This is a genomic window from Minwuia sp. IMCC3009, from assembly GCF_029909415.1.
In the GTDB taxonomy this organism is placed as follows: Bacteria; Pseudomonadota; Alphaproteobacteria; order Minwuiales; family Minwuiaceae; genus Minwuia.
The window spans coordinates 3,623,573-3,649,401 of sequence record NZ_CP123781.1; the positions used below are offsets into that span (position 1 = coordinate 3,623,573).

Below are 25,829 nucleotides of genomic sequence, written 5' to 3' on the forward strand. Positions count from 1 at the left end.
GGGGAGAACGTTCTTGGACCGCACCTCCCCTCTCGGAGGGCTGGCCGGGGTCGGCGACAATCAGAAGACCAATCCGGCCCTTAACCCTGTCCGGTGAGGCGGAACAGGGCCGCCTGATAGGATGCGATCTGTTTCTGCAGGTGTGCCGGGGGCTGGGAGAGGGCGGCTTCCAGGCGGCGCTTGGCCAGCGGATCCTTTTCCTCCTCCTGCAGGAACTCGAAGGCCTTCTCCACCTGCTGCAGGGTGAAGCCCAGGTGGTCGCGGGCTTCCTCGGCGCGTTCGCGACTGGACAGGTCGACGAAGCCGAAACCCAGCGCGAAGAAGCTCTTGTCGTCCTTCACTTCCTTGCCGAAGATCGAGCCTTCACGCAGGCCGAGTCCGGGCAGCGCGTCGAAACCTTCCGGCCCGCCGCCGATCCTCACTTCCTTGTCGCCCTTGGCCGTGATGCGCAGGAACTCGGAATCACCGTCCTTCTTGACCTCGGCGATACCGTCATTTCCCAGAATGCGGTTCATCTGGAACGCGACCCAGCGAATGGAATCATCCGCCTCGATCTCGATGCTGCGTTCCGGGCCGTCACCGATGGCCAGGGTAAAGGACATGCCGGGCCGCACGGCGCTGTTCGATGTCACGGTCAGGGAGCCCAGGTCACCGATGTCGCCGTGACCGAGACCAAGCTTGGTCAGGACGGAGTCACCACTGTCATCGACCGTGATGCCATTCAGTTCCGCATGGCCGTTGATGCCGCTGGTGGTCGTGACCGACAGCGGCGCACCGTTGGCGTCCAGGCGGGCCAGAAAGCCGTCCTGTGATCCGATCAGCGTGTTGCCCTGCAGGTCACCCTGCGTCTGGCCCACCAGGTAGATCTCCCCACCGGACAGGGCCAGGCCCTGCGCCTTGTCGGCGCCGGTGCTGCCGACATAGGCACCGAAGTCCATGGCCCCGGTGGTCCCGTCGAAGCGCGCGACGAAGGCATCGCTGCTGCCCGAGTGGGTCAGCCGCCCGTCGACGCCCGCGCCCGTGAAGGTCGCGTCGGTCGTGTTCCCGGCGATGAAGATCTGGCCGGAGTCATTGACCTCGATCGCCGCCGCACGCGTGGTCTCGCCCGCATCGCCGATCGCCACGTCCAGGATCGGACCGGATGCGAGATCATCGACATCGAACGTCTTCAGGAAGCCCTGCGAATTGTCCTGTCCGGTAACATGGATGACGCCGTCCTTCACGGTCACCGCGGTCGCGATCTCGTCGCCTGCGTCACCGAACTGGATCTGTTCCACCAGGTTGCCGGTGCTGGCCGAAAGGCGGGAGACATAGGCGTCCTGACCGCCATTGTGGGTCTGCCCGCTGATCGGGCCTGCGGTGGCGCCAACGACGATCACGTCACCGGTCACATCGTCGAATTCGACCGCGAAGGCGGAGTCCACGGCGGCGGGACCGGTGTTGCGGGTCCACTGCGCCTCGCCGTCCGCATCATAGAGCGTGACGAAACTGTTGATGCCGTTGTCGGGGGAACCTTCGGTCAGCGGCGAATCGACCTTGCCGGAAATGGCGATGGAGCCATCCGCCGCAACCGCCAGACCCAGCCCGTCGGCCGAGCTCGACGCCCCCACCAGACGGCGCCAGACCTCGTTGCCCGCCGCATCATGACGGGTCAGGAACACGTCCTGCTCCCCACCCACGACCTGCCCGCCGACGTCGCCGGTGGTCGTGCCCAGGGTATAGACCTCGCCATTGGGGCCCAGCGCCGTGGCGCGGGCCGCCGACACACCGTCGGTCACTTCCTGTTTCACGTCGAAGTTCTGCATCGGCGTGGCGGCAATATCCGTGAACTTGCGCAGCGACGCCTTGGCAAATTCACCGTCGCCGGAGATTCCGCTGACGTAGACTGCGGCTTCCGCGTCCACCGGGCTGAGATTGACGGTCTCCAGAATGGAGCGTTCGATCTTCATCCCGATGCGGCCATCGTCGTCGCGGTTGGTCCGGAACCGGGTAGTGACCTCGGCCGCCTCAAGCTGTTCGTTGACGTGGTTGACGATGTTCGCGACCGTCTTCTCCGTCGTGCCCATGTCGGCCAGGTCGATGGCGATATCGATGCTGGTATCGTCGCTCTTGACGATATTGATGTTGAACCGCGCGCCACTCTCCAGCCCCTCAACCACCTGGTCGGTGGAGGAGAACTGCAGCCGTCCCTCGTAGACCGACTTGTCGCGGGGGATGCGCGCGTCGGTCTCGACCTTGGTGTTCAGGGGGCCGTGCAGCACATTCACCTTGTCGAAGCTGCTCGCCTCCAGGAACGACTTCACTTCCGCTTCGTAGCGACCGAACTGCGTGTCGAGCTGCGGCAGCAGACGCTCCGCACGGCTGTCGCTGAGGGCGAAGTTCGCCAGCTCCTGCATCTTCTTCAGGCCCTTCCAGAGCCTGAACAGGTTCTCGCTGGTCTCGTTGCCGCCGCTCGTCAGCACATCGGGGTCATTGCGGCTGAACAGCGGCGAACGCGCCAGTTGCTCCCCCAGCCCTTCCGGCAGCGTCAGCGACGATTCGGGACGGTCCCAGGGGGCGATCACATCAGGGCCGAATGCGCTGCCGGTGGACTGGCGGGGAGCGGTGAAGTTGGCGATCTGCTGCTGGCTGAGCCGGGCATTCATCGACCCCAGCAACAGATCATTGCCGATGCTGATCGGCGTGAACGTCCGGGTATTGTCGTTGTTGTTGAATATGCCGACCATGGGGCGCGCCCGTTGAATCCGTTGTGAAGACAGACTTCCACCGGTCATTCAAGCAGCCGCGGATTAACAGAACCTTAAGTTCGGTGCCCGGGTCAGCTCAGCTGGTCGATCTGTTCCGTGGTCAGGGTTCCCGGCACGATGGTCACCGGAATACGCAGCGATCCCGACATCTCACCGGCAAAGGCACGTACCAGGGGACCCGGGTCGGATGATTCGGCGGAAGCGCCGAGCACCAGGATACGCACGGACTCGTCCTCGGTGATCACACGGGAGACTTCCTCCCGCAGGCTGCCCTCCCGAATGATGAACTGGGGCATCATGCCGGTGTCACGCTGCACTTGGGCGGCAAGATCGGTCATCAGCGACTCGGCTTCCTGACGCGCTTCCTCCCGCATCAGTTCACCGACCCCCATCCAGTGCTGGAAGTCCGGCGGCTCGGTCACGCGCAGCAGCATGACGCCGCCATTGTCCACCGAATGCGCCCGACGGGCGGCGAAACGCAGGGCCTTGCGGCACTCCGGCGTGTCATCGACGACCACCAGGAAGTGGCGTGGCTTGTGCTCGGTATTCTCACTGCTCATCGGCGGCGACTCGGATGCATGTAAATGCTGCACGATTGTGAACGATCAGGTGAGTCTTTCAGAATTCAGGGACCAGCGCCAGCCCGGCGGAATTTGCGGAAGTCGTTTGCGGTCCCCGGCCTGCCCTCTCGGGAGTTGTTGGCGGTCCCGGCCATCCCTCTCGGGAGGCGTTTGTTGACCTCGGCCATCCCTCTCCCCCTCCCGACCACCCACGGGATTATCCTGTTGGGTGGTCGGGAGGGGGAGAGGGATGGCCGGGGACCATAGATGGCTATCGGGTCCGCAGACGTATCACTTCAGAAGGATATTGGAGATTTCCTTCAGCTTGGTCCGGGCCCGCAGCAGATAGAAACCCTGGTTCAGCAGGTGGTTGGGCACCACCATGCCGTCCGGCGACCCGTTCTGGACAATCAGCGGGTTCAGGTCCGCGAGGCGGCGCATCACGCCCAGCATCTCCGCCCATGGACGGGTCAGGTTCCGTTCTGCCAGGACACCATCGAAGTCGTAGCCGAGGTCGCGCAGGAACAGGTAATAGGCGTAGCTCTTGCCCTTGATGCGGTAGAACTCGTCATCGACCTGAAAGTCGGGCAGGAAGCCGCCGCTGTTCTCCCGCACATGGTCATCGATGGCCTGGCTGGCCGCCCCCAGGTCAGTGGCAAACCGTTCGATCGTGACCTGCAGGTTGTCCACCCGGCGGTCGAACACGGCGCTGCCGGCCGCCAGGCGGGTGTTGTAGTTGCGCAGATGGCGGATCGCGGCGCGATATTCCGACTCAGCCGGCGTCGTCGGCATCAGCGACACGGAAGGATTCCAGGTCCACTTGGTGCCTGAGATGCTGAGCTTGCTGCGCGCTTCCTTCAGATCCTCGTCCGCGGCAGAGGAGCCGCGCACCCGTCCGAGCTGGTCCACCAGTTCGATGGTCAGGCGGTTGCTCGCCTCCAGCACGCCAAGCTGGAAGTTGGGCATGTTGTCCAGCGCGGCGGAGGGCAGGAACCAGGGATCGTTCGGCGTCCACCAGTTCTGGTTCACTTCCCGATCCAGCAGCGCGGCGATGGTGCCAACCACACGCGAGCCACCCGAGGGCACATCCACCGGCTCGACCCTGTAGTCCACATCGTCGGAGACGTTCTGGATCATCAGGCTGCCGACCGGATAGTAGAGCGCGGCAAACAGCAGGATGGCGACGCCCAGCGGCTTCCAGGTGCGGCGCACGATGCTGCGCCCGGTACCGCCCTTCAGCTTCGGACGGTCCTCACCGACAATACGGTCTGCGGGGTCGTCACCAAGCTCTCGCATGAAATCCTGCCTCTCTCGTCCGGAACATTGCCGGGCTGCAAACCACGGGCAAATCGCCGCCGCCTCGCGGCGTGCCTGTCATCGTTGCAGATGGGGTCAGCGCGCGCTACCGCAAGAAGCCGACAATATCCTTCACCTGATTCAGGATCGGTCGGGCCAGCGCCTCCGCCCGTTCCGCGCCGTCCCGCAGGATGGCGTCCACATGATCCGGCGCAGCCATCAGGCGCTGCATCTCCGCCCCGATCGGCCCCATGCGGGCGACCGCCAGATCGGCGAGCTGCTGCTTGAAGGTGCTGAACTGCTGCCCGGCGAACTCCGCCACCACCGCTTCCTTGCTGGTGTCGGACAGGGCGGCGTAGATGCCCATCAGGTTGTCGGCTTCCGGCCGCTCGGCCAGCCCGTCCTTGCTTTCCGGCAGCGGTTCCGGGTCGGTCTTGGCCTTGCGGATCTTGCGCGCGATTGTGTCGGCATCATCGGTGACATTGATGCGCGAATTGTCCGACGGGTCGGACTTCGACATCTTCGCCTTGCCGTCGCGCAGGCTCATCACGCGGGTCGCGGCACCCAGGATCAGCGGCTCCGTGATCGGGAAGAACTCCTGCCCGAAGTCGTGATTGAACTTCTGCGCGATGTCGCGGCACAGCTCCAGATGCTGCCGCTGGTCATCGCCTACCGGCACATGCGTCGCGCGGTAGGTCAGGATGTCCGCCGCCATCAGGTTCGGATAGACGAACAGGCCGACGGAGGCATTTTCCTTGTGCTTGCCCGCCTTCTCCTTGAACTGGGTCATGCGGTTGAGCCAGCCCATGCGGGCGACACAGTTGAAGATCCAGGCCAGTTCGGCGTGGGTGCTGACCTGGCTCTGGTTGAAGACGATGGAGCGCGCCGGATCAATGCCCGCGGCCAGGTAGGCCGAGGCGACTTCCCGCGTCTGGGCCTTCAGCTCCGCCGGATCCTGCCAGAGCGTGATCGCATGCATGTCGACGACGCAATAGATGCAGTCGTAATCGTCCTGCAGCGGGACGAAGTTGCGGATCGCCCCCAGGTAGTTGCCCAGATGAAGATTGCCGGTCGGCTGCACGCCGGAAAAGATGCGGCCCTTGCTCATGATCAGGTCTCGTTCAGAAACGGTTGCGGAGCGGGTGCTTTAGACCGTTTCAAGCGGACATGGCAACAGCGAGAGGTTGATACGGCGGGGCACGCCTGCGGATTGCCTCAGTAGACCCGGCGTTTCGGGGCCCAGCGCCTGACCGGTTTGCCGCCCATGGTCATGCGCGGCACGTTGTCGGGCAGGCCTTCCTGTTCAGGGATCGGCTCCGGGATCGGCGCAGAGATCGGTGTGTTCTCGATCACCTGACCGGTCCTTGCGCGCGACGCCTGCTCGGCCTGGGCAGGTTCGATCATCGACCGGCGATAGGCGTCCGCCAGGGCCGGCAGCGGCAGGATGGCGCCGGTGGCGGTCTGCAGCGCCTCCTCCATCACCCCGTCGTGGGCAATGAAATTGTCCAGTTCGTCGACACCCATGCCGCCGAAGCGCCGCCAGACCAGCGTCAGGCAGGCTTCCGCGCGCGGCTCCAGTTCCTTCGGCATCGGCAGGTCCTTCGCATTCTCCAGAATGTCGTAGAGGTTCGGGTCCTGCGGCCCCATGGTGCTGGCGACGAACACGCTCGGCATCAGCAGGCGGCAGCCGTTCACGGCGGCATAGAGCGCCTGCGCGATATAAAGCAGCATCTGCATCTTGCGCGGCGGAATGCGCCGGCCCGCCTCCGTCCCCTTGGCCTCGAACCAGGCAACGGCCAGCAGGCTGTTCTTCAGCGCGGGGGTGCGGAACTGTTCGAGTGCGTCAGACATGGCGGGGTGATGATCCGTCCGGTGGTGGGAACCGGCGGCATCTTCACCCCGACATGCTTAACGCGGCCTTAAGGGCAGTAAGTCTGCCCCCATCCTCAATCGATCAGCGCCTGATGCACCAGCGCACGCAGCTCCTTGCGGATCGGGTAGTGGCTGGAGGGCACAAGCTGGGTCATGTACATCACCACCATGTCCTCCACCGGATCGACCCAGAACGCCGTGGAGGCCATGCCGCCCCAGCCGTGGTCGCCGACGCTGCCCATGTTCTGGCTGATCGCCGGATTCAGGGTCACCGAGAACCCGAGGCCGAAACCGACACCGGCGAAGGAGACTTCGGAGAACACCGGCTGGCCCATGCTGGCCAGGTCACCCGGCAGATGGTTCGATGCCATGAAATCGACCGTGCGCGGGCCCAGAAGCCGTTCCTCCCCGAAGCGGCCCTTGCAGCGCAGCATCTCGACGAACTTCAGGTAATCCACGGCGGTGGAGATCAGTCCGCCACCGCCGGAGAAGGTCATGCCGTCGCGGCGCAGGAACACGCTCTGGTCGGGCTTCTCCAGCAGCTTCATGGAGTTGTCCTCGTTCGGTGTGTAGAGCGCGGCGAAACGGTCCACCTTGTCCTCCGGCACACCGAAGCCGGTTTCCGACATGCCCAGCGGCTCGAAGATGCGACTGGTCAGGAACGCGTCCAGGCTCTGGCCGGAGATGACCTCCACCAGGCGGCCGACCACATCCGTCGAAACGCCGTAGTTCCAGCGGCTGCCGGGTTGGAACGCCAGCGGGTACTTCGCCAGTTCCTTCACCATCGGGGCCAGACCACCGCCCCGCTTCGGGCCGAAGTCGATCTTGCCCGCCGTGTAGGCGTCGCCCAGCACACCGCCGTTGAACCCGTAGGTGAAGCCGGAGGTATGGGTCAGCAGGTGATGGACCGTCAGCGGCTCCCGGCAGTCCTCCACCTGATCCAGTGCGGTCGCGCCCTTCACCAGCACCTTCACGTCGGCGAATTCGGGCAGGAAGCGCGCCACCGGGTCATCCAGATGGAACCGCCCCTCCTCGAACAGCATCATGAGCGCGACGGAGCAGATCGGCTTCGACATGGAATAGATGCGCAGCAGCGTGTCCGCCTCCCAGGGCCTGTCCGCCTCCACATCCCGCTTGCCGGTCCAGTCGGCATAGGCGATCTGGCCATGACGGGCGATGACGGTCATGGCACCGGGCAGCTTGCCCGCGTTCACGTATCCATCCATCCAGGGCCGGATCCGCGCCAGTCGCTGGCTGCTGAAACCGACCTGTTCCGGGCTTCTGATTGCTTCCATGTGCTCTGTCTCCCCTGATCTCGCCAACCGGCTGCATTCATCGTATGTAAACGGAAAAGCGCGTGCGCGCACCTTCAAGCCTGCGGGGTTCGAGACATGGCCGACATTCACGAAATGGAGCCCCCGTTCGGCACCTATCGCCTGTCCGCCCCGATGGAGCGCCTGAGGGGCGCCACGGCGCATCTGCCGGCCAATCGCGCCGGCCGCGCCCTCAGTTCCCTGATCCGCCGCATCGTCAGTCGCGGCCCGGAAGATCCGATCGACGCGGAGATCTTCCCCGGCATCCGGGCGCGGCTGCGGCCCGGCACCAACCGCTGCGAGAAGCGGGTGCTGACCGGCGCGCAGTTCTATGACCATCGGGAACGTGCGGCCCTTGCCGCCGCCCTGCGAGAATCGGACAGCGAACCGTTCGTCTTTGCCGACCTGGGGGCCAATGTCGGGCTCTACAGTCTCTGGATGGTGGCCAGCGCCCGGACTGCGGGCCGGAAGCTGCAGGTGCTTGCCGTCGAGCCGGACCCGGTGACCCGGGCGCGACTGCTGGCCAACCTGGCCGCCTCGGGCGCGGACAATGTGACGGTCGCCCCGGTCGCGGTCGGGGCCGAGGCCGGACGCGGCACGATTGTCGAGCATGGCAACAACCGGGGCGAGAACCAGGTGGCGGCGAGCGATGCCGCCGGGGACGGTGGTTTCGAGATCCTGCCGCTGGACCGGATCTGCGACCGCTATGGCGTCAGCCGCATCGACGCCATGAAGGTTGATCTGGAGGGGCATGACGAGGCGGCGCTGCGCGGCATGTTCGAAACAGCACCCGAATCCCTCTGGCCCCGGACCCTGATCGTCGAGGCGGGCAAGGGAGAGGACAGTCCGCCTGTCGTCCGCCTGTGCGCGGCGAACGGCTACACCACCGTCGGGCGCACCCGCCTGAACGCAATCATGCAACGCCACTGACCAGCACGGGAATCTGGGCCATGCGCATTGGTATCCTGGAAACCGGTCGCCTGCCGGAACCGATCGAGGCGACCTATGGCGACTACCCGGCCCTGATGGCCGAATGGCTGCACCCGGCAATGCCGGGCGCCTCCTTCACCGGCATCCCGGTGGTCGACGGTGAGCTGCCCTACAGACCGTCGGAGTTCGACGGCTATGTCATCACCGGCTCGAAGCATGGCGTCTATGACGATCTGCCCTGGATCGGACCGCTGAAGCAGTTCATCCGACAGGCGGCGGCAGCGGACGTACCGCAGGTGGGCATCTGTTTCGGTCACCAGATCGCGGCGGAGGCGCTCGGCGGACATGCGGAGAAGTCAGCCCGCGGCTGGGGGGTCGGGCGACAGAGCTATCGCATTGAGTTGGGCGACGGCGTGCCGGAGATCGGCATGATCGTCTTTCATCAGGATCAGGTGCTCAGCCTGCCGGACAGCGCACAGGTGCTCGGCGGCAATGACTTCTGCCCCATCGGGGTGGTGCGCTATGCCGAACCGGTCGCCACCGCCCAGTTTCACCCGGAATTCAAGGTGCCCTTCACCCGGGACCTGCTGGACTTCCGGGCCGTCGAGACCCTGCCGGCCGAGATCGTCACCCAGGCCCGCCGGTCGCTTGCAGAATCGCCGGAGAACGCCCGCTTCGGTCGCTGGGCGGCGCGGTTCCTGACCGGCCAGCTCTGAGCCGCGCCCTACTGGCGCACCAGCAGGCTGGGGGAGCGGCTGTAGCCACCGTTCGAGAGGACGAAGCGGAAGCCGCACAGGATCAGCAGGTTGACGATGCCGCCACCGGCAGCGACCGCATAGGACCAGACGTAGCTGCCCGCCAGGTCGAAGATGAAGCCGCCCACCCAGGCACCGATCCCCATGCCGAGCCAGCCGAAGAAGATGATGATGCCCATGGATCGCGCGGCAATGCGCGCAGGAATCATCATGCGTGCGGTGACCAGGATCGACGACATGTCACCGGAATAGAACAGGCCGAAGACAGCGGCCAGAATCCAGGTGGCCCAGAGTCCCTCGACAAAGGGAAAGGCGAAGACCAGCACGGTCTGGCCGAAGGACATCAGCATCCAGCCGTTGACCGGCCCCACCATGTCCGCGAGCCGTCCGCCAAGTATGCGGCCCCCGATCCCGGCGATCATCAGCACCAGCAGCACGCTGGCCGCCGCCTCCGGCGCGATACCCCGGTCGGACACCAGGGCGACCGTATGGACAATCGGCACCGCCATGCAGATGCAGCAGAAGAAGGCGGCAGAGCTGAGAAACGGAATGACGACACGCGGCGGCGCGGGCGGATCCGGTTCGGCCGCTGGAGACGGCGTACCGCCCGCACCGACGGTGACGACACGGGTCGGCGGGTCACGCACCAGCAGGGCGAGCGGAATGCCCAGCACCAGAAAGCCGATGCCGATGGTGGCATAGGCGGTCTGCCAGTCCCAGGCAGAGATCAGCAGCCGCGCGGCGAACGGTACCACCGCCTGACCGAACGCGCCCCCGGCGGCCATCACGCCGATGGCAAGCCCCTGATTGCGGCTGAACCAGTATCCGACCGTGGCATAGATCGGGGTGCCCACGGCGCTGTTGCCCAGCGCGCCGAACGCGAAATACATCAGGTAATAGTACCAGAGCGCACCGGTCATGCTGAGGGCGAAGAAGGAGATCCCCATCATCAGTACGCCGAACAGGGCAATGTTGCGCGCGCCCTTCCGGTCGGCCAGCCAGCCCCAGAGGATGCCGAACAGCGCCGCCGACAGCGCCAGCGCGGTATATCCGGCTGACGCCTCTCCGCGTGACCAGCCGAACTCCGCCGTCAGCGGTTTCAGGAAGACTCCGACCGAGCCCACACCGCCGAACGCCAGGGTCTGGAGACCAAAGGCCACCGCGACCATGACCCAGGCATAGGGATTCTGCTCCGCGACGGCCGGCGGCGCGCCGCCTGCTGCATCGCCGCTCATGACCGGTAGGCCGGGATGCCGGCGACAGGTTCGGCGCACCAGACAGCGCGGGCGACAGCGCGCGCGAGGCAATCCGCAGCGGCACCGCCGATCTGACTGAGTGCAGCCGGGTCGGGCTCACCGCTGCGCCGGGCCGTGGCAAGGGCAAAGACCGTATCCCCGTCAAAGGGGGTGTGGATCGGGCGAATGGCCCGCGCCAGACCGTCCTGCGCCATCATCGCGACACGCTTCGCCTGCCCCTTGTTCAGGGACGCGTCTGTCGCCACCACGGCGATGGTCGTGTTTGCCCCCGGCAGGGCCGTCGCGATGCCGCTGTCGTCGGGCGAGACCCTGCCCGGTGGCGGATTGCCGCCGAACTCCCCGTCGCGTTCCAGCGCCCAGGCCCAGAAGGTGCGGCCGTCATCCATCACCACGGAACCGGTCGGATTGGCGGCCACGAGCGCACCGACGCTGGTGCCGTCGTCCAGCACCAGCGAGGCAGAGCCCAGCCCCCCCTTCAGCGGCCCGGCGGTCGCGCCCATCCCGGCCCCGACATTGCCCAGCGCAAAATCCTCCGTCACCGCGTCCAGCGCCGCGCGGCCCAGGTGCCGGTAGGGCGGGTCCTCGCCCCAGTCCTTCGCACCACCGTTCATCAGATCGAACAGGATCGCGGCGGGCACGATGGGAATGTGATGCGGGCCGACGGCAAAGCCGCGCCCCCTGTGCGCCAGCCGGTTCATCACCGCACCCGCCGCATCCAGACCGAAGGCGGAGCCACCGGAGAGCACAACGGCGTCGATCCGGTCCACCAGGTTCTCCGGCTGCATCACGTCGATCTCCCGCGTGCCGGGGCCGCCACCGCGAACATCGGCGGCAGCCACACAGGGCTGGTCGGGCAGGATCACCGTGACACCGGTTATCGCCGCGCTATCTTCCGCATTGCCGACTTTCAGGCCGGGAACATCCGTGATCAGATTGCGGGGGCCGGTCTGGGGCATGAACAGATTCCTGCGGCGAACGAGAAAGGTCGACGTGATGAGACTCCTTTCAGGCACGGGTGGCAAGACGGGCGCGACGCAGTGCAGATGGTCGGCATCCGCACCCCTGACGGCCCGGCTGCTGCTCGCATTGCTGATGCTGGGCAGCCTGTTCGCGGCACCCGCGCAGGCCGAGTTGCGCCGCGAGATGGTCGCCGCAGCCCATCCGCTGGCCGCCGAGGCGGGCATGAAGATGCTAGCGCTTGGCGGCTCGGCGGTGGATGCCGCCATCGCCATCCAGGCCATGCTGACACTTGTCGAACCGCAGTCATCCGGCATCGGCGGCGGTGCCTTCATGCTGCACATGGACTCTGCCACCGGCGAGGTCACGGCCTTCGACGGGCGGGAAACGGCACCGAAGGCGGTGACGGAGGACCTGTTCCTTGATGCGGAGGGCAAGCCGCTCGGTTTCTTCGAGGCGGTGGTGGGGGGCCGGGCAGTGGGCGTGCCCGGCGTGCTGCGCATGCTGGAACTGGCGCATCAGAAACACGGTCTGCTGAAATGGGCGGACCTGTTCACGCCAGCCATCGAGGCCGCGACGCATGGCTTCGCCATCACCCCGCGCCTGCACTACCTGCTGGCCCGCGACACGTTCCTCAAGCAGTCGGACGCGGCGGGCCGGTTCTTCTACCGGGACGGCGAGCCGCTGCCGGTGGGATACCAGTTGCGTAACAGCGCGCTCGCCCGGTCGCTGGCCGATATTGCCTGGAACGGGGCCGAGGCCATGTATCGCGGCCCCCTGGCCGCAGCCATCGTTGCCGCCGTTCAGGGACATGCCACGAACCCCGGTGTGATGACCCAGGGCGACCTGTTCCGCTATGAGGCGAAGCAGCGGACGGCGATCTGCACCCCCTACCGCAGCTACCGGGTCTGCGGCATGCCGCCGCCGACGTCCGGCGGCGTGACCGTCGCCCAGATCCTGGGGCAGCTCTATCACCTGCCCATCGCCGACGCCGCGCCCGGATCCGCTCGCGCCATCCATCTGATTTCAGAGGCGGAGCGCCGCGCCTATGCGGACCGGGGCCTGTTCCTCGCCGACAGCGACTTCGTCGATGTGCCTGTCGAGGCGCTGCTGCGCCCGGCCTATCTGAAGCGGCGCGCCGCAACCATTGACCTGGATCGCAGCAGTGGCCCGGTGGAGCCGGGCGACCCGCTGGACCACACCTGGAATTTCCAGCGCGGGGCCGACCTCAGCCAGCCCTCCACGACCCATTTCACCGTCATCGACCGGGCCGGTGATGTGGTTTCCATGACCTCGTCCGTGGAGAATGCCTTCGGGTCGCGGCTGATGGTGGGCGGCTTCATGCTCAACAACCAGCTCACCGACTTCTCCTTCCGTCCCTCCGACGGTGACGGTCGGCCGGTGGCGAACCGGGTGGAGCCAGGCAAGCGTCCGCGCAGTTCCATGTCGCCGACGATTGTCCTCAACGGTGACGGCAGCCTGCGCCTCGCCATCGGCTCTCCGGGCGGCAGCCGCATCATCGGCTATGTCGCGAAGACCATCGTTGCGGTGCTGGACTGGGGTCTGGATGTGCAGGCCGCCATCGACCTGCCGCACCACACCAACCGCAATGGCGACACGGATCTGGAACTGGGCACGCCGATCGCCGAGCGGATGGAGGAACTGACCGCCATGGGCCACAGCGTCCGGCTACGCACCCTGAACAGCGGCCTGCACGGGATCGAGCAGGTGGACGGTGTCCTGCGGGGCGGGGCGGACCCCCGCCGGGAAGGGGTGGTGCTGTCCGGTGGGGGCTGACGGCGTCGGGCGGAGGCTGGCGCTGTCCGGCAGCCGCCTGAATCCCGCCGCCCCCCGTCCTGTCCGGCCACAGTGCTTGACAATACCGGCATCGGGGCTATTTTCCGCCACCTGAATTCACCGCTTCAGAGCAGGAAGTGACCAATGGCCAAGCCAACCGTCGTCAAGATCAAGCTCGTCAGCACGGCTGGCACGGGCTACTACTATGTCACCAAGAAGAACCCGCGCACGCTGACCGAGAAGATGGCGCTGAAGAAGTACGATCCGGTCGCGCGCAAGCACGTCGAGTTCAAGGAAGCCAAGATCAAGTAACGACCCTTTCGCGGGCGTTCTCATCCGGGTTTGCCGATCTGCCAGGGCCGTGGTGCTGCACCGCGGCCTTTTTGCGTGTGGCGGAACGCGGCCCGGGCTGCCCCCGGCCTCCGCCGCGACGCCCTACCAGTCGAGCATCGCCATGACGGCGCGCGGCGCGACGCCTGCCTCCGCACAGGCGGCGGAGACGGCATCCGTATCCACGGTCCCGTCCTTCACGAAATCTGCCGCATGGACACCGGAGGCGACGAGGACGGCGCTGATCCCGGCATCGGTGGCACCCCGGATGTCGGTGCGGATGGTGTCGCCGATCATCAGGCTGCGGCCGAAATCCAGACCGGCGAGTTCGGTGCGGCAATAGTCGTAGGCATTGGCGAACGGCTTGCCGAACCAGTGGCTGGTGCCGCCCATCTCCTGATAGGCCAGCGCCAGCGCCCCGGCGCAGGGTTCCAGCGTGTCGCCATGCTGCACCACATAGTCCGGATTGGCGCAGACCAGCGGCAGACCGGCATCCAGCACCGACTGCAGGCGCGGCTGGTAGTCGGCAACGGTTTCGGTGGTCACATCGTCCAGGCCGGCACAGAGCAGGAAATCGGCGGCGGCCGGATCGGTCACTTCCTCGAAGTCCAGGCCCGCCAGGATGGAGCGGTCCGCCCCCTTGCCCCAGAACAGGTACCTGCGCCCGTATGGCGCGTCCTGCGTGACCATGGCATGCCGGACCAGATCGCCGGAGGCGACAACGCGGCGATAGAGGTCACGGGCAATGCCCATTTCCTGCAGCCGCCGGTCCACGTCCTGGCCCAGGCGCGGCGCGTTCGACAGCAGGATCACCGGACGGTCCTGGGCCGCCAGCCCCTGCAGGGTCCGCAACGATCCGGGGAACACGCGCATGCCATTGTGGACGACACCCCAGAGATCGAACAGGAACGCGTCGTGTTCCCGCGCAAGGGGTTCCAGATGGTCAATGGCTGGCACGGTCATGGTCGGCTATCCTGTGGATAGGGCAGTGGTCCTGTGGATCGTGCGCCTGCGATACAGGTCTCAGCCCTTGCCGTCCAGCCCATCAGCCATGGCCCGCAGCTTCGCCTTCTGGATCTTGATGCCATTGGCCGATTGCGTGGTCGGAAAGGCATCCAGAACGACAACCCGCGCCGGAACCTTGTAGCGTGCCAGCCCCTCCGCACAGAAGGCGATGACCGCATCCTCGTCGAATGCTGCCGCGTCATCCGACAGCACGAAGGCGACCGCGCGGTTCCGGCCCCCGACCGTGGCACCGACCACCTGCACGTCGCTCACCGACGGATGATCCAGCACCCGCGCCTCGATCTCCGCCGGGGCGACGAGAAAGCCGCCAAGCCGCAGCACGTCGCCCATGCGGGAAAGGAAGATGAAACCGCCCTCCGGCGTCAGTTCAGCCAGATCGCCGGTACGGATGAAGCCATCTTCCGTGATCGTCTCGGCCGTTGCTTCCGGGTTCAGGAAATATTCCATCATCTGCGACGGACCACGGGCTTCCAGTTCCCCCGGTTCCCCCACGCCCAGCAGCTTGCCGCTCTCCGGGTCGCGGACACGGATCGCGGCCTTCGGTGAGGTCAGCAGCCCGCCGCCCATGCGACGCTGGCTCAGCGGAGCCTCCGGATCCCAGTGGGAATAGAGCGCCTGCACCTCCGACATGCCGTAGACACCCACCAGCGTCATGCCTCGCGAGTCGGCCCGCTCAGCAATATCGTCCAGCGCGGCATTGAAGCTGCCGAAGATGCCATAGCGGAACTTCGGGAACGGTACCGGATCGTCGGTCGCACCCAGCATCATGTTGTACATGTCGTCGGAGCCAGCGGTATGGGTGATGGCATAATCGTGCATCAGCCGCACCGCCTCCGCCGTGTCGAAGAAGGGCATCACCACGGAAGTCCGCCCCGACGCGAGGGCGCCGGTGACCAGGGTGAGGCCGAAGACACCGCAGAACGGCATCGGCTGCAGGATCGTCACGCCGTCGTCACGCCAGCCGAAGGTATCGGCGATCTCCAGCGCATGATCGGCAATGCTGGACTGCGGGTGCAGCACGAACTTCGGTGCCTTGGTGGTGCCGGAGGTGGTGAAGATGGCACAGCCGAGGCCAGCGTCCGCCTGGTCCTCCATCATCTCCGCCGCGGCATCCAGGTCGGCATAGGCGACCGATTTCACACCGGGTATGTCCGGCAGGTCGGTGGTGGCGGCATCATCCTCGCCATAGACCACCAGATGCTCCAGACCTGAAAGCTGCGCCGGGTCCACATCGGCCAGGATTCCGGCGAAATCGATCCCCTTGAAGCCCGGCCAGCAGAACAGCACCTTCGCCCCGGAGCGCCCGACGATGTCCCCGACCTCGATCGCGCGGTAGCGGGTATTGACCGCCGTCGCAATGGCCCCCAGCCGGGCGCAGGCGAAGAAGGCGGCCAGATAGGCCGGCGCATTCGGCATCCACAGCGCCACCCGATCCCCCCGTCCGACACCCAGGTCGGCCAGGCCACGGGCCACCCGCCGGGACGCGGCGGCGAGCTCCGCATGGCTGACGGGTGCATCACGGTAGATCAGTGCCGGACGGTCCCCGGCCCGTTCGGCCGCGATCCCGAGAAACTCAGTCAGGTTTGTCATGCCGGAAATTCTATGGCGCTTCATCCCGGAATGGAAATGCAACGCGCGGGGCAGGCCATGCAATCCTTGCCTGTCGCAGCCGCATGCCCCACCCTGCCCCCGTCGCCCGCCGCCGCAGGAGAACCCGCCATGCCCGATGCCGCCAGGACGGATGCCAGACAGGCGCACCGCGTCACCACGGAACCCTGTGCGAAACGCATCCGCGTCCGGTTCAACGGGGAGACAGTGGCTGACACCACCGAGGCGTTGCTGCTGTTCGAGCCGCCGATCCCGCCGGTCTACTACATCCCGCTGAAGGACATTCCCGAACGGTTCCGGGTACCGACGGATCATTCGACCCATTGTCCCTTCAAGGGCGACGCCAGCTACTGGAACATCACGGTCGGCGACCGGGTCGCGGAGAACGCGCTCTGGTCCTATCCCGATCCGATCAGCGCGGTTCCCGAACTGAAGGGCCATGCCGCGTTCTACTGGAACCGGATGGACCGCTGGCTGGAGGAGGACGAGGAGATCTTCGTCCACGCCCGTGACCCGCATGTCCGGGTCGACATCCTGCCCTCCAGCCGACGGGTCGAGATCAGCCTGGAGGGCACCGTGCTGGCGGACAGCATGCGCGCGCTGTTCCTGTTCGAGACGGGCCTGCCCGTGCGCTACTACATCCCGGCGGAGGACCTGCGTTCCGATCTGCTGGTCGTTTCCGAACTGGAAACCGCCTGCCCCTACAAGGGTGTTGCCGACTACCACCATGTGGACCTGGACGGGACACGGCACGAGAACCTGGTCTGGCACTATGCCAACCCGGTCCGGGAGGCGGCGCCGATCCGGGACTATCACTGCTTCTTCAACGAGCGGGTGGACATTCGCGTCGATGGCCGGCTGCAGGATCGCCCCCGGACGAAGTGGTCGCCGAAATAGTTCGGCTTGCCTGGCGCGCCGCCTGCCGTAACCTGTCTGCCGGTGGAGACGACAACAGGGGATCACAGATGTTTCAGGACCAGTGGGGCAATCCGGTCACGGCAGCCAACAGTGCGGCGGTCGATGCCCTGGATCGGACGGTCATGTCCTATCTCGGGTTCCGCCTGGATACCGGCGCTCACCTGAAGGCCGCCATGACGGCCGATCCCGAGATGCCGCTGGGGCTGATCTTCAGCGGTTTCTTCTTTCTGCTGTTCTGCCAGCCGAAGATGCATGTGCGCGGCCTGGCCGCGCGCGACACGGCCCGGACAGTGGTCGCGGGCGGTACGGTCAGCATGCGGGAAAGACACTATATGACCGCGCTCGATTCCTGGGCGGACGGGGACTGGGGCCGGGCGACCTCCGCGTTCGAGGCCATCCTGCTGGACCATCCGCTTGACCCCATGGCCCTGCGCCTGAGCCATTACCTGCATTTCTACACCAGCGGCGGCAGGGCGATGCGCCTGTCTTCGGCCCGGGTGCTGCCGTTCTGGACCATGGACCAGCCGGGCGCGGGCTACATCCAAGCCATCCATGCCTTCGGACTGGAAGAGAACGGAGAGTATGCCGCCGCCGAGGCCCATGCCCGCCGGGCGGTGGAGATCAATCCGGCAGACCTGTGGGGCATTCATGCCGGGGCGCACATCATGGAGATGCAGGGACGGCACCGGGAAGGCATCGGCTGGATCACCGCGCACGAGCAGCACTGGGCTTCCGGCACCAACAATTTCCGCTTCCATGTCTGGTGGCACCGCGCGCTTTATCATCTGGAACTGGGTGATCACGCGACAGTCCTGGATCTCTATGATCGGGAAATCCGTGCGGAATCGACGGAGGAATACCTCGACATCACCAATGGCACGGCGCTGCTCTGGCGGCTGGAGCAGGAAGGTGGCGATGTCGGCAATCGCTGGGAGGAACTGGCCAGCCGCTCGGCTGAGCGCGTGAGCGACCATCTGCTCTGCTTCGCCGATGTGCACTATGCCATGGCGCTGGGGGCCACCGACCGGCCGACGGAAGCCAGCGACCTGCTGGAACGCATGCGCAACGCCAATGTCGATGAGACCAGCAGTCAGGGCGCCGTCTACCGCCAGGTCGGCATCGCCCTGACCGAAGCCATCATCGATGCCCGTCAGGGACGGCATGACCAGGTGGTGGATATCCTGCTGCCGTTGCGGGAACAGTTCGCGCTGGTGGGCGGCAGTCACGCGCAGCGCGACATCTTCGAGCGGGTGCTGCTGGAAAGCGCCATTGCCGCCGGACGCGCGTCACTGGCCCGCGCGCTGTCGGCGGAACGCGTCGATCAGAAGCCGAGCAGCCCCTATAACTGGAATGTCCATGCGCGCGCGATGGAACTCGCGGGTGAACAGTCAGCCGCGGCAGCCGCACGGGACAAGGCGACGACGCTGGCGGCCTGACGGCACTGCATCGCGGGTGGCGACCGGGTCAACCGCGCTTCAGCATGCGCGCCACGCCGAACAGGTTGCACGGTCGTGCCTGCGGGTCCGTCGGCATCTCCCCGGACAGGACCGCGAAGGCGCCCCGCCGGTAACCGCAGTCCACATGCCCCAGCCCGATCTGTCGCATCCAGTCGATGTGGGTGGACAGGGGGGACAGGCGCGCGTCGCGGCTCGTCGCGAGGGCCCTGGCGATCCCGGCCTCATCAACCCCGATGGCCCGCAGGGCGGCCAGCCAGGTCCAGTGCTGCCTCTGGTGCAGGACCTCGTCCTCTCCCGCGATACGCGTGGCATGGATCAGCACCCCGCCCGGCCGCAGGCTCTGGTAGGTACGGGAATAGAGGTCGATCTTCTGCGCATCGGTCATGTGGTGCGCCACAAACAGGCAGACGACGAGATCGGCCGGCTTGGGCAGGCGCACCCGCAAAGGATCCCCGGTACGGAACGTCAGATGCGGCTGCCCGGTCAGATGCTCCTGCGCAGGGGTCAGCGCATCTTCTGAAGGCTCGACAAGCGTGATCACCGCGTTCGGCAGGCGGTGCGCCAGCCTGGCCGTGAACCGGCCCGCAACGTCCCCCAGGACGCAGACGGTCGGCTCCGCAGCACTGTCGAAACGAACTTCCTGCAGGACGGCGTCCAGGATTCCGCTCAGGTCAGGGACCATGATGCGGCGGGCATGCGCCAGAAGATCGCCTTCCATATCCAGAACTTCCTCCGGTTCGCGTTCAATCCCTGTCGCGCAGACAAAGAAAGGGGGCCGTCGGACATGCCGACGACCCCCGATCCCTGAGGTCTGGTTCAGCCGTTCCGGTCAGGAACCGGAGCCGACGGCGCCATCGATGATGTCACCGAAACGCTCCCAGCTCTTGTCCTTCAGGCGCTGCAGCTGCCACTGCTCGATCGGATAGAAATCCGTCGGGCTGGTGTTGACGGCAATACCCGGCAGCAGCATCGGCGCGCGGTAGTTCTTCAGGTTCGCGGCCTGCGCCATGATGTTCTCCCGGCTCAGGTCGTCACCGGCCTGGTCGAGGACCTTGATCATGGTGTGGCAGACGGCCCAGCCAAAGGCGGTGAAGGCGTCGGTCTTGTCACCGTCCGGATAGTACTCGTCCATCCAGGCGTTCCAGGCCTTGAACTCGTCGTGCGAATGCCACTCCGTATCGGTCGGATCCATCAGGTAGGCGGCGGAGATCATGCCCTGGCCTTTTTCGAAGCCGGCCTTGGAAACCACCGAGCCGATGGAGTTCGACACGGAATTCAGCAGATGCAGCGGGGCCCAACCCAGTTCGAAATTCTTGGAGATCGCCTGCGCGGCGAACTTCGGCGTGGTGACGTTGTAGAACACGTCGGCACCGGAGTTCTTGATGTTCACGATCTGCGACTCGATGGTCGGATCGGTAACCTCGTAGGACTCGCTGGCCACGATCATCGAACCGGCCTTGTCGCCCAGCCCGTTCTCCATGCCATGCACGTAATCCTTACCGTAGTCGTCGTTCTGGTAGAGGATACCGATCTTGGCATTCGGGTTCTGGGCCATGACATAGCGCGCATACACGACACCCTCGGACTGGTAGTTCGGCTGCCAGCCCATGGTCCACGGGAAGTTCTTCGGGTCACCCCACTTGGTGGCGCCGGTCGCAACGAAGAGCTGCGGAACCTTCTTCTTGTTCATGTAGGTGTGAACGGCGGAGTTGGTCGGCGTTCCCAGACCCTGGAAGACGAAGGCGACCTTCTCGCGCTCGACCAGCTTGCGGGTCTGTTCCACGGTGCGCGGCGGGCTGTAGCCGTCATCGACCGAGATGAAGTTGATCTGGCGACCGTGCACACCGCCCTCGGCGTTGAACTTGTCCATGCAGGCACCGATCGACTTGCCGATCGAACTGTAGGCGGCGGCCGGACCCGAATAGGGGTTGGTATTGCCGATCTTGATTTCCTTGTCGGTGACTCCGGGCGCGTTGCGCGCTTCGGCGGCACCCATGGCAACGGCCAGCGCAGCCGCGGATACCATGGTTGTCGTGAGCAGTTTCATATCTGTCTCCTCTGTTGCACGTCGGGCTTGTACGTCTCCGATGGTCCCGGCCCGTACCGGACAATCGGTTGGCTGAATGCGGTGATCCTAGCGCCTGGTACTGATCTTATGCACCAAAATTTGCGCGAGGCCGGCGGCCCCCATCGGCATCACATAGACCGTGAAGATCAGGAACAGGCCATAGATCAGACCGGTCAGACCCTGCGGATTGTTGATGTAGTTCTCCAGGCTTGAGGCCGCGAGGTCGGCGATGTTCGGAATCTCCAGCACGAACCAGCCACCGAAGATGGCGCCGAACAGGCTGGCGATGCCGCCGATCACGCCACCGACCAGGAACTTGATCGCCTCCGCGAAGGTGAAGCTTTCCGGCGCCAGATACTCGTCCATGATGGCGAACAGCGAACCGGCAACACCGGTGTACATCGCGCTGACACCGAACGCCGCCGATTTGAACATCGAGGTATTGATGCCCATGGTCTTCGCCGACAGCGGATTGTCGCGGATCGCGATCAGGGCGCGACCGGTGCGCGAATGCACCAGGTTCCAGGCGCCCGCGAACATGATCACCGCAACGAACGCGGTGAACATGTACTTCCATCGGTCAAGCGACAGTTCCTCACCGGTGATCGACATGACGATGCTGTCGACCCAGCCCGGCGGATAGGGCGTATCGAGCACGATACCCTGCACACCACCGGTCAGATGGGCGATGCCGTCATATTTCAGCAACTGTGGCGTCGCGATGGCGAGCGCGAAGGTGGCCAGCGCCAGGAACAGGCCGTCCAGCCGCAGCGCGGGCAGACCGAACAGGAACCCCGCAACAAAGCAGACCGCGGCCGCCGGGATGATGGTGGCCCAGTAGGGCATGCCCAACTGGTCCATCATGATCGCCGTTGCGTAGGCACCCACCGCGAAGAAGGCGCTGTGACCCAGCGAGAACTGCCCGTTGAAGCCGGTCAGCAGGTTCAGGCCCAGCACCGCCAGCATGTACATCAGTATCTTGCCGAACTCGTAGATGTCGTAACCGTCATAGACCATCGGCAACACGACGACTGCGGCGAGAAGGACGTAGAGACACACTCTTTCCAGCAGCGGCAGTGGCACACCCAGGACGAGGATACGGTCCTTCGGATTCTGGTTCAGGAATGCCGGGACGCTTTTTCCGGCCATGTCTGTGCTTGCCATGATCAGACCCTCTTAACGACCACGCGGCCGAGCAGGCCGGCGGGTTTGACCAACAGGACAACGATGATCAGCACCAGCGCGACGGTCAGCTTCAGCTGACTGCCGACAACGAAGGTGCCCATCCAGTTCTCGAGAATGCCGACCATGAAGCCACCGATGACCGCGCCCAGCGGGCTGGTAAGGCCACCGACCACGGCACCGGCGAAACCGTAGAGCAGGGTGCCGAGCATCATGTCAGGTGTCAGGAACGTGATCGGTGCGATCAGCATGCCGGCCACCGACCCGACTGCAGCGGCAAGGCCCCAGCCGAGAGCCAGCATGAAGCCCACACGGATACCCACAAGCCGCGCCGACTCGGGCGCCGCCGCAGCCGCCCGCATCGCCAGGCCGATTGGCGTGTAACGGAAGAAGGCATAGATCAGCAGCAGCATTATCAGCGTTACCCCGACCATTCCCGCTCGATGCCAGCTGATCACGCCCTCGATCAGTGCCTCGTGCCCGAACGGGGTCGTGAATTGCTTCGGCGTGAAGTCGAACATGAAGCCTGCAAGGCTGTTGAACATAGAGAACAGCGCGATGAAGACGATGATGTGGCTGAGCACCGGCGCGTCGCTGATCGGCGCGAAGACGATCCGCTCGATCGCTGCACCGCCGATGAAGGAAACGATGATGCAAACGAAGAACGCCACCCAGAACGGCAGGCCGAGGCCCGCATCATCCATCAGGTACCAGGCGATGTAAGTGGAGAACATGGCCATCTCGCCCTGGGCGAAATTGAAGTGGTCGATGGCCTGGTAAATCATGACGACGGCAAGGGCGAGGCAGGCATAGATCGCACCTGATGCAAGCCCACTGACCGTCTGTTCGATAAAGAGATCCATGTCAGTTCATGCCCCGTCAGTAGCCGAGATAGGATTTGCGAACCTGCTCGTCATCCATGATCTTGTCCGCAGGACCAGTCATGGCGACGTTGCCGGTTTCGAGAAGATACGCGTTCTTGGAGATATCCAGCGCCAGGTTGGCGTTCTGTTCGACGACCAGCATCGAGACGCCTTCTTCCCGGTTGATCTGGCCGAGGATCTTGAACAGTTCCTCGGTGATGATCGGTGCCAGGCCAAATGACGGCTCGTCCAGCAGCATGATCTTCGGCCGCAGCATCAGCGCCCTGCCCACCGCCAGCATCTGCTGTTCGCCACCCGACAGCGTGCCCGCCTGCTGGTTGCGACGCTCCTTCAGGCGCGGGAAGTAATGATAGACGCGCTCGTAATCCTTCTCGATCTCCCTGTCCCGCCGGGTGAATGCGCCCAGCCGGAGATTTTCCTCCGTCGAGACCCGGACGAACGTGCCACGCCCCTCCGGCACATGCGCGATCTTGTGGCGCGCGACGATGGCCTCCGTGGACATGCCGACGACGTTCTCGCCCTCGACCGTGATCGTGCCCGCGGCCTTCACCATGCCGCAGATTGACCGCAGCGTGGTGGTCTTGCCCGCGCCATTGGCGCCGAGGACGGCGGTGATCTCGCCTTCTTCCAGTTCCATATCGAAGCCGTGAAGCGCCTCGATCTGGCCGTAATAGGCCTTGAGCCCCTTGATCTCCAGCAATGCCATCAGTGACCAGTCCCCAGATAGGCCCGGATCACTTCCGGGTCGTTCTGCACTTCCTCGGGCGTGCCCTCGGAAATCTTCTTGCCGAAATCGATGGCCACCACCTTGTCGGAGATGCTCATCACCAGTCCCATGTGATGCTCGACCAGCAGCACGGTCATGCCACGATCGTCGCGGATCTGCTGGATGACGCTGCCCAGTTCCCCCAGCTCGTCATGGTTCAGGCCACCGGCCGGTTCATCCATCAGCAGCAGTTCCGGCTCGGAAGCCAGCGCGCGGGCCAGCTCGACCCGCTTCTGCGTGCCGAAGGGCAGACCGCCAACCACGGTGTGGGCGACGTCGCCCAGACCCAGATAGTCGATCAGCTCCGCGCTGCGCTCACGCAGCCTGCGTTCCTCGCGGCCGCGCCAGGGCAGGCGCAGCGCGTTGGACATGAAATCGCTGCTGGACGCCGAATGGGCACCGACCATGACGTTCTCGAGAACCGACATGGTGCTGAACAGCGCCAGGTTCTGGAACGTCCGGCCGATTCCGATATCCGCAATATGATGCGGCGGGCTCTGCAGGATCGTCTTGCCCTTGAACCGGATGTCGCCACCGTTGGGGACATAGAGTCGGCTCAGGCAATTGAAGAGCGTTGTCTTGCCCGCTCCGTTCGGGCCGATCAGGCCGACGATCTTGCCTTCCGGCATGGTGAACGAAACACCGTCCAGGGCAACAATGCCCCCGAACCGCACCTCAACACCTTCGACTTCGAGAATTTCCGTGCTCATCGCCACACTCCTGTGACGGTGCACGATCGCGTCGCATTTCGGCGCAATCGCTTGCCTCCCTTGATCCCACCACGTCCGGTCTTGATGCCGGTCCGAACCAGATGCTCCCGAATTCGGTATCCGTCGATACTTTCCGGTACACTGCACTGGCTCGCTTTAATAGCAAGGAAAGACCGGTCGTCAAGCATTGTCCCGGTGGGGCGATTGCGGATAGTGCATGTTGTCCGCTCGCGCAGGCGTGCCTATTGTGCCGCCATATCTGATCATACCGGGAGGGATCACATGCGCAGCATGCAGTTTGACGAATACGGGGCGGAACTGAAGGAATTCACCTACGACGTGCCGACACCACAGGGTGCGGAGGTTCTGGTGAAGATCGAAGCATGCGGTGTCTGCCATTCCGACATTCATCTGCACGAGGGCTATTTCGACATGGGCGGCGGCAACAAGGCCGACGTGACCCGTGGGCGCAAGCTTCCCTTCACGCTTGGTCACGAGATCGTTGGCGAGGTCGCCGCGGTCGGTCCGGATGCCAAGGGCGTGTCCGTCGGCGACAAGCGTATCGTCTATCCCTGGATCGGCTGCATGGAATGCGCCACCTGCAAGGGCGGCAACACGCAGCTCTGTGCCTCCCCCCGGAACCTCGGCGTCCAGGTGGACGGTGGCTATTCCACCCATGTGATGGTGCCGGACGCGCAGTTCCTGTTCGACTATGACGGCGTCCCGACCGGGCTGGCCGCGACCTATGCATGCTCCGGCATCACCGCCTATGGCGCGCTGATGAAGGTCAAGGATGCGGCGGAGGCTGGCGGTTTCGTCGGCATCATCGGCGCCGGTGGTGTCGGCATGGCCGGCCTGATGATTGCGATGGCCGCGATCAAGGCCAAGACCATCGTCTTCGACATCGACCAGGCAAAGCTGGATGCCGCCACGGCGGCCGGTGCCGACTATGTGTTCAACCCCGCCGATCCGGCGACCCGCAAGGAAGTCGCCAAGCTGACCGGTGGCGGCCTGCCCGGTGCTGTCGATTTCGTCGGCTCCGACAAGACAGCCACCTTTGGCGTCACCTCGCTGGGCCCAAGCGGCGTGCTGGCGATTGTCGGCCTGTTCGGCGGCGCGCTGACGGTGCCGGTGCCGCTGTTTGCCTTCAAGAACATCACCGTGCGCGGCTCCATGGTCGGCAGCCCGGCGGAGATGAAGGCGCTGATGGAACTGGTCAAGCAGGGCAAGGTTCCGCCGCTGCCCGTCGCCACCCGCCCGCTGGATGCGGCCTGGGAGACGCTGGAGGACCTGCGTGCGGGCAAGATCGTCGGTCGTGTGGTGCTGGAGCCCTGATCCGCTCCGCCTGCTGACCTGCACAACAACCTGTTCAACGAAACGGCCATGGGGAGACAGAA

Annotated in this window: 23 protein-coding genes; 7 read left to right on the forward strand and 16 right to left on the reverse strand. The window is 65.1% G+C overall.

Translation table 11 applies throughout. From position 1 onward, the window contains the following. Positions 1 to 80: 80 nt before the first annotated feature. From QGV55_RS16945 to QGV55_RS16970, 6 genes are all read right to left on the reverse strand, one after another. Positions 81 to 2,726, reverse strand: coding sequence for a hypothetical protein (locus tag QGV55_RS16945; RefSeq protein WP_281019460.1), 2,646 nt, complete (start codon positions 2,724 to 2,726; stop codon positions 81 to 83). A 92-nt stretch (positions 2,727 to 2,818) separates the two neighbouring features. Continuing rightward, positions 2,819 to 3,307 (reverse strand): universal stress protein, encoded by a 489-nt coding sequence (locus QGV55_RS16950; protein ID WP_281019459.1) that lies wholly within the window; start codon positions 3,305 to 3,307, stop codon positions 2,819 to 2,821. 291 nt (positions 3,308 to 3,598) lie between these two features. Beyond that, positions 3,599 to 4,603, reverse strand: a complete 1,005-nt coding sequence (locus QGV55_RS16955) for a DUF2333 family protein (protein ID WP_281019458.1) — start codon at positions 4,601 to 4,603, stop codon at positions 3,599 to 3,601. A gap of 106 nt (positions 4,604 to 4,709) precedes the next feature. Continuing rightward, positions 4,710 to 5,711, reverse strand: coding sequence for a tryptophan--tRNA ligase (trpS, locus tag QGV55_RS16960; RefSeq protein WP_281019457.1), 1,002 nt, complete (start codon positions 5,709 to 5,711; stop codon positions 4,710 to 4,712). Between the two features lie 107 nt (positions 5,712 to 5,818). Continuing rightward, entirely contained in the window at positions 5,819 to 6,454 is a 636-nt protein-coding gene (locus tag QGV55_RS16965) for a hypothetical protein (protein ID WP_281019456.1), read from the reverse strand. 95 nt (positions 6,455 to 6,549) lie between these two features. Then, the gene (locus QGV55_RS16970; protein ID WP_281019455.1) at positions 6,550 to 7,770 is read right to left on the reverse strand and encodes a serine hydrolase domain-containing protein; all 1,221 of its coding nucleotides are present in this window, start codon (positions 7,768 to 7,770) and stop codon (positions 6,550 to 6,552) included. Positions 7,771 to 7,866: 96 nt separating this feature from the next. Between QGV55_RS16970 and QGV55_RS16975 the strand changes: the two genes are divergently transcribed. Together QGV55_RS16975 and QGV55_RS16980 are read left to right on the forward strand one after the other, a co-directional pair. Then, the gene (locus QGV55_RS16975; RefSeq protein ID WP_281019454.1) at positions 7,867 to 8,718 is read left to right on the forward strand and encodes an FkbM family methyltransferase; all 852 of its coding nucleotides are present in this window, start codon (positions 7,867 to 7,869) and stop codon (positions 8,716 to 8,718) included. 20 nt (positions 8,719 to 8,738) lie between these two features. Beyond that, positions 8,739 to 9,434, forward strand: coding sequence for a hypothetical protein (locus QGV55_RS16980; protein ID WP_281019453.1), 696 nt, complete (start codon positions 8,739 to 8,741; stop codon positions 9,432 to 9,434). 8 nt (positions 9,435 to 9,442) lie between these two features. On the opposite strand, the gene QGV55_RS16985 is transcribed toward QGV55_RS16980, so the two are convergent. Together QGV55_RS16985 and QGV55_RS16990 are read right to left on the reverse strand one after the other, a co-directional pair. Continuing rightward, on the reverse strand, positions 9,443 to 10,708 hold the full coding sequence (locus QGV55_RS16985; protein WP_281019452.1) for an MFS transporter: 1,266 nt from the start codon (positions 10,706 to 10,708) through the stop codon (positions 9,443 to 9,445). After that, a complete protein-coding gene (locus QGV55_RS16990; RefSeq protein ID WP_281019451.1) occupies positions 10,705 to 11,685 on the reverse strand; it encodes a P1 family peptidase in 981 nt (326 codons plus the stop codon). The genes QGV55_RS16985 and QGV55_RS16990 overlap by 4 nt, the downstream gene beginning before the upstream one ends. Positions 11,686 to 11,722: 37 nt before the next feature. Here QGV55_RS16990 and ggt point away from each other — a divergent pair, with 37 nt between their 5' ends. Together ggt and rpmG are read left to right on the forward strand one after the other, a co-directional pair. After that, positions 11,723 to 13,483 carry a gamma-glutamyltransferase gene (gene ggt, locus QGV55_RS16995; protein ID WP_281019450.1) on the forward strand — a complete coding sequence of 587 codons (1,761 nt, stop codon included), beginning with the start codon at positions 11,723 to 11,725 and terminating at the stop codon, positions 13,481 to 13,483. A gap of 144 nt (positions 13,484 to 13,627) precedes the next feature. Further along, positions 13,628 to 13,795: a 50S ribosomal protein L33 gene (gene rpmG, locus QGV55_RS17000; protein WP_281019449.1), complete on the forward strand. Its 168-nt coding sequence runs from the start codon at positions 13,628 to 13,630 to the stop codon at positions 13,793 to 13,795. Between the two features lie 123 nt (positions 13,796 to 13,918). On the opposite strand, the gene QGV55_RS17005 is transcribed toward rpmG, so the two are convergent. Next, positions 13,919 to 14,776, reverse strand: a complete 858-nt coding sequence (locus tag QGV55_RS17005; RefSeq protein ID WP_281019448.1) for a TIGR01459 family HAD-type hydrolase — start codon at positions 14,774 to 14,776, stop codon at positions 13,919 to 13,921. A gap of 60 nt (positions 14,777 to 14,836) precedes the next feature. Beyond that, a complete protein-coding gene (locus tag QGV55_RS17010) occupies positions 14,837 to 16,429 on the reverse strand; it encodes an AMP-binding protein (protein WP_281019447.1) in 1,593 nt (530 codons plus the stop codon). 129 nt (positions 16,430 to 16,558) lie between these two features. Here QGV55_RS17010 and QGV55_RS17015 point away from each other — a divergent pair, with 129 nt between their 5' ends. Together QGV55_RS17015 and QGV55_RS17020 are read left to right on the forward strand one after the other, a co-directional pair. Beyond that, positions 16,559 to 17,344 carry a DUF427 domain-containing protein gene (locus QGV55_RS17015; protein WP_281019446.1) on the forward strand — a complete coding sequence of 262 codons (786 nt, stop codon included), beginning with the start codon at positions 16,559 to 16,561 and terminating at the stop codon, positions 17,342 to 17,344. Positions 17,345 to 17,412: 68 nt separating this feature from the next. Continuing rightward, positions 17,413 to 18,801: a tetratricopeptide repeat protein gene (locus QGV55_RS17020; protein ID WP_281019445.1), complete on the forward strand. Its 1,389-nt coding sequence runs from the start codon at positions 17,413 to 17,415 to the stop codon at positions 18,799 to 18,801. A gap of 28 nt (positions 18,802 to 18,829) precedes the next feature. On the opposite strand, the gene QGV55_RS17025 is transcribed toward QGV55_RS17020, so the two are convergent. The 6 genes from QGV55_RS17025 to QGV55_RS17050 form a co-directional block, all read right to left on the reverse strand. Next, the gene (locus QGV55_RS17025) at positions 18,830 to 19,540 is read right to left on the reverse strand and encodes a class I SAM-dependent methyltransferase (protein WP_281019444.1); all 711 of its coding nucleotides are present in this window, start codon (positions 19,538 to 19,540) and stop codon (positions 18,830 to 18,832) included. A gap of 111 nt (positions 19,541 to 19,651) precedes the next feature. Next, positions 19,652 to 20,869: an ABC transporter substrate-binding protein gene (locus QGV55_RS17030; RefSeq protein ID WP_281019443.1), complete on the reverse strand. Its 1,218-nt coding sequence runs from the start codon at positions 20,867 to 20,869 to the stop codon at positions 19,652 to 19,654. Between the two features lie 87 nt (positions 20,870 to 20,956). Continuing rightward, positions 20,957 to 22,054, reverse strand: coding sequence for a branched-chain amino acid ABC transporter permease (locus QGV55_RS17035; protein WP_281019442.1), 1,098 nt, complete (start codon positions 22,052 to 22,054; stop codon positions 20,957 to 20,959). Positions 22,055 to 22,056: 2 nt separating this feature from the next. Then, positions 22,057 to 22,935, reverse strand: a complete 879-nt coding sequence (locus tag QGV55_RS17040; RefSeq protein ID WP_281019441.1) for a branched-chain amino acid ABC transporter permease — start codon at positions 22,933 to 22,935, stop codon at positions 22,057 to 22,059. 16 nt (positions 22,936 to 22,951) lie between these two features. Then, complete coding sequence (locus tag QGV55_RS17045; RefSeq protein ID WP_348637680.1) at positions 22,952 to 23,665, reverse strand: ABC transporter ATP-binding protein; 714 nt, start codon at positions 23,663 to 23,665, stop codon at positions 22,952 to 22,954. Continuing rightward, complete coding sequence (locus tag QGV55_RS17050; RefSeq protein ID WP_281019439.1) at positions 23,662 to 24,432, reverse strand: ABC transporter ATP-binding protein; 771 nt, start codon at positions 24,430 to 24,432, stop codon at positions 23,662 to 23,664. Before QGV55_RS17050 ends, QGV55_RS17045 begins: the two co-directional genes overlap by 4 nt. Before the next feature lie 282 nt (positions 24,433 to 24,714). Between QGV55_RS17050 and QGV55_RS17055 the strand changes: the two genes are divergently transcribed. Next, a complete protein-coding gene (locus QGV55_RS17055; protein ID WP_281019438.1) occupies positions 24,715 to 25,767 on the forward strand; it encodes an alcohol dehydrogenase in 1,053 nt (350 codons plus the stop codon). The last annotated feature ends 62 nt before the right edge of the window (positions 25,768 to 25,829 follow it).

Excerpts from the sequence above, each read along its gene's own strand:
- QGV55_RS16945 (WP_281019460.1), bottom strand. The coding sequence starts at position 2,726 with ATGGTCGGCATATTCAACAACAACGACAATACCCGGACGTTCACGCCG.
- QGV55_RS16950 (WP_281019459.1), bottom strand. The coding sequence starts at position 3,307 with ATGAGCAGTGAGAATACCGAGCACAAGCCACGCCACTTCCTGGTGGTC.
- QGV55_RS16955 (WP_281019458.1), bottom strand. The coding sequence starts at position 4,603 with ATGCGAGAGCTTGGTGACGACCCCGCAGACCGTATTGTCGGTGAGGAC.
- trpS (WP_281019457.1), bottom strand. The coding sequence starts at position 5,711 with ATGAGCAAGGGCCGCATCTTTTCCGGCGTGCAGCCGACCGGCAATCTT.
- QGV55_RS16965 (WP_281019456.1), bottom strand. The coding sequence starts at position 6,454 with ATGTCTGACGCACTCGAACAGTTCCGCACCCCCGCGCTGAAGAACAGC.
- QGV55_RS16970 (WP_281019455.1), bottom strand. The coding sequence starts at position 7,770 with ATGGAAGCAATCAGAAGCCCGGAACAGGTCGGTTTCAGCAGCCAGCGA.
- QGV55_RS16975 (WP_281019454.1), top strand. The coding sequence starts at position 7,867 with ATGGCCGACATTCACGAAATGGAGCCCCCGTTCGGCACCTATCGCCTG.
- QGV55_RS16980 (WP_281019453.1), top strand. The coding sequence starts at position 8,739 with ATGCGCATTGGTATCCTGGAAACCGGTCGCCTGCCGGAACCGATCGAG.
- QGV55_RS16985 (WP_281019452.1), bottom strand. The coding sequence starts at position 10,708 with ATGAGCGGCGATGCAGCAGGCGGCGCGCCGCCGGCCGTCGCGGAGCAG.
- QGV55_RS16990 (WP_281019451.1), bottom strand. The coding sequence starts at position 11,685 with ATGCCCCAGACCGGCCCCCGCAATCTGATCACGGATGTTCCCGGCCTG.
- ggt (WP_281019450.1), top strand. The coding sequence starts at position 11,723 with ATGAGACTCCTTTCAGGCACGGGTGGCAAGACGGGCGCGACGCAGTGC.
- rpmG (WP_281019449.1), top strand. The coding sequence starts at position 13,628 with ATGGCCAAGCCAACCGTCGTCAAGATCAAGCTCGTCAGCACGGCTGGC.
- QGV55_RS17005 (WP_281019448.1), bottom strand. The coding sequence starts at position 14,776 with ATGACCGTGCCAGCCATTGACCATCTGGAACCCCTTGCGCGGGAACAC.
- QGV55_RS17010 (WP_281019447.1), bottom strand. The coding sequence starts at position 16,429 with ATGACAAACCTGACTGAGTTTCTCGGGATCGCGGCCGAACGGGCCGGG.
- QGV55_RS17015 (WP_281019446.1), top strand. The coding sequence starts at position 16,559 with ATGCCCGATGCCGCCAGGACGGATGCCAGACAGGCGCACCGCGTCACC.
- QGV55_RS17020 (WP_281019445.1), top strand. The coding sequence starts at position 17,413 with ATGTTTCAGGACCAGTGGGGCAATCCGGTCACGGCAGCCAACAGTGCG.
- QGV55_RS17025 (WP_281019444.1), bottom strand. The coding sequence starts at position 19,540 with ATGGAAGGCGATCTTCTGGCGCATGCCCGCCGCATCATGGTCCCTGAC.
- QGV55_RS17030 (WP_281019443.1), bottom strand. The coding sequence starts at position 20,869 with ATGAAACTGCTCACGACAACCATGGTATCCGCGGCTGCGCTGGCCGTT.
- QGV55_RS17035 (WP_281019442.1), bottom strand. The coding sequence starts at position 22,054 with ATGGCAAGCACAGACATGGCCGGAAAAAGCGTCCCGGCATTCCTGAAC.
- QGV55_RS17040 (WP_281019441.1), bottom strand. The coding sequence starts at position 22,935 with ATGGATCTCTTTATCGAACAGACGGTCAGTGGGCTTGCATCAGGTGCG.
- QGV55_RS17050 (WP_281019439.1), bottom strand. The coding sequence starts at position 24,432 with ATGAGCACGGAAATTCTCGAAGTCGAAGGTGTTGAGGTGCGGTTCGGG.
- QGV55_RS17055 (WP_281019438.1), top strand. The coding sequence starts at position 24,715 with ATGCGCAGCATGCAGTTTGACGAATACGGGGCGGAACTGAAGGAATTC.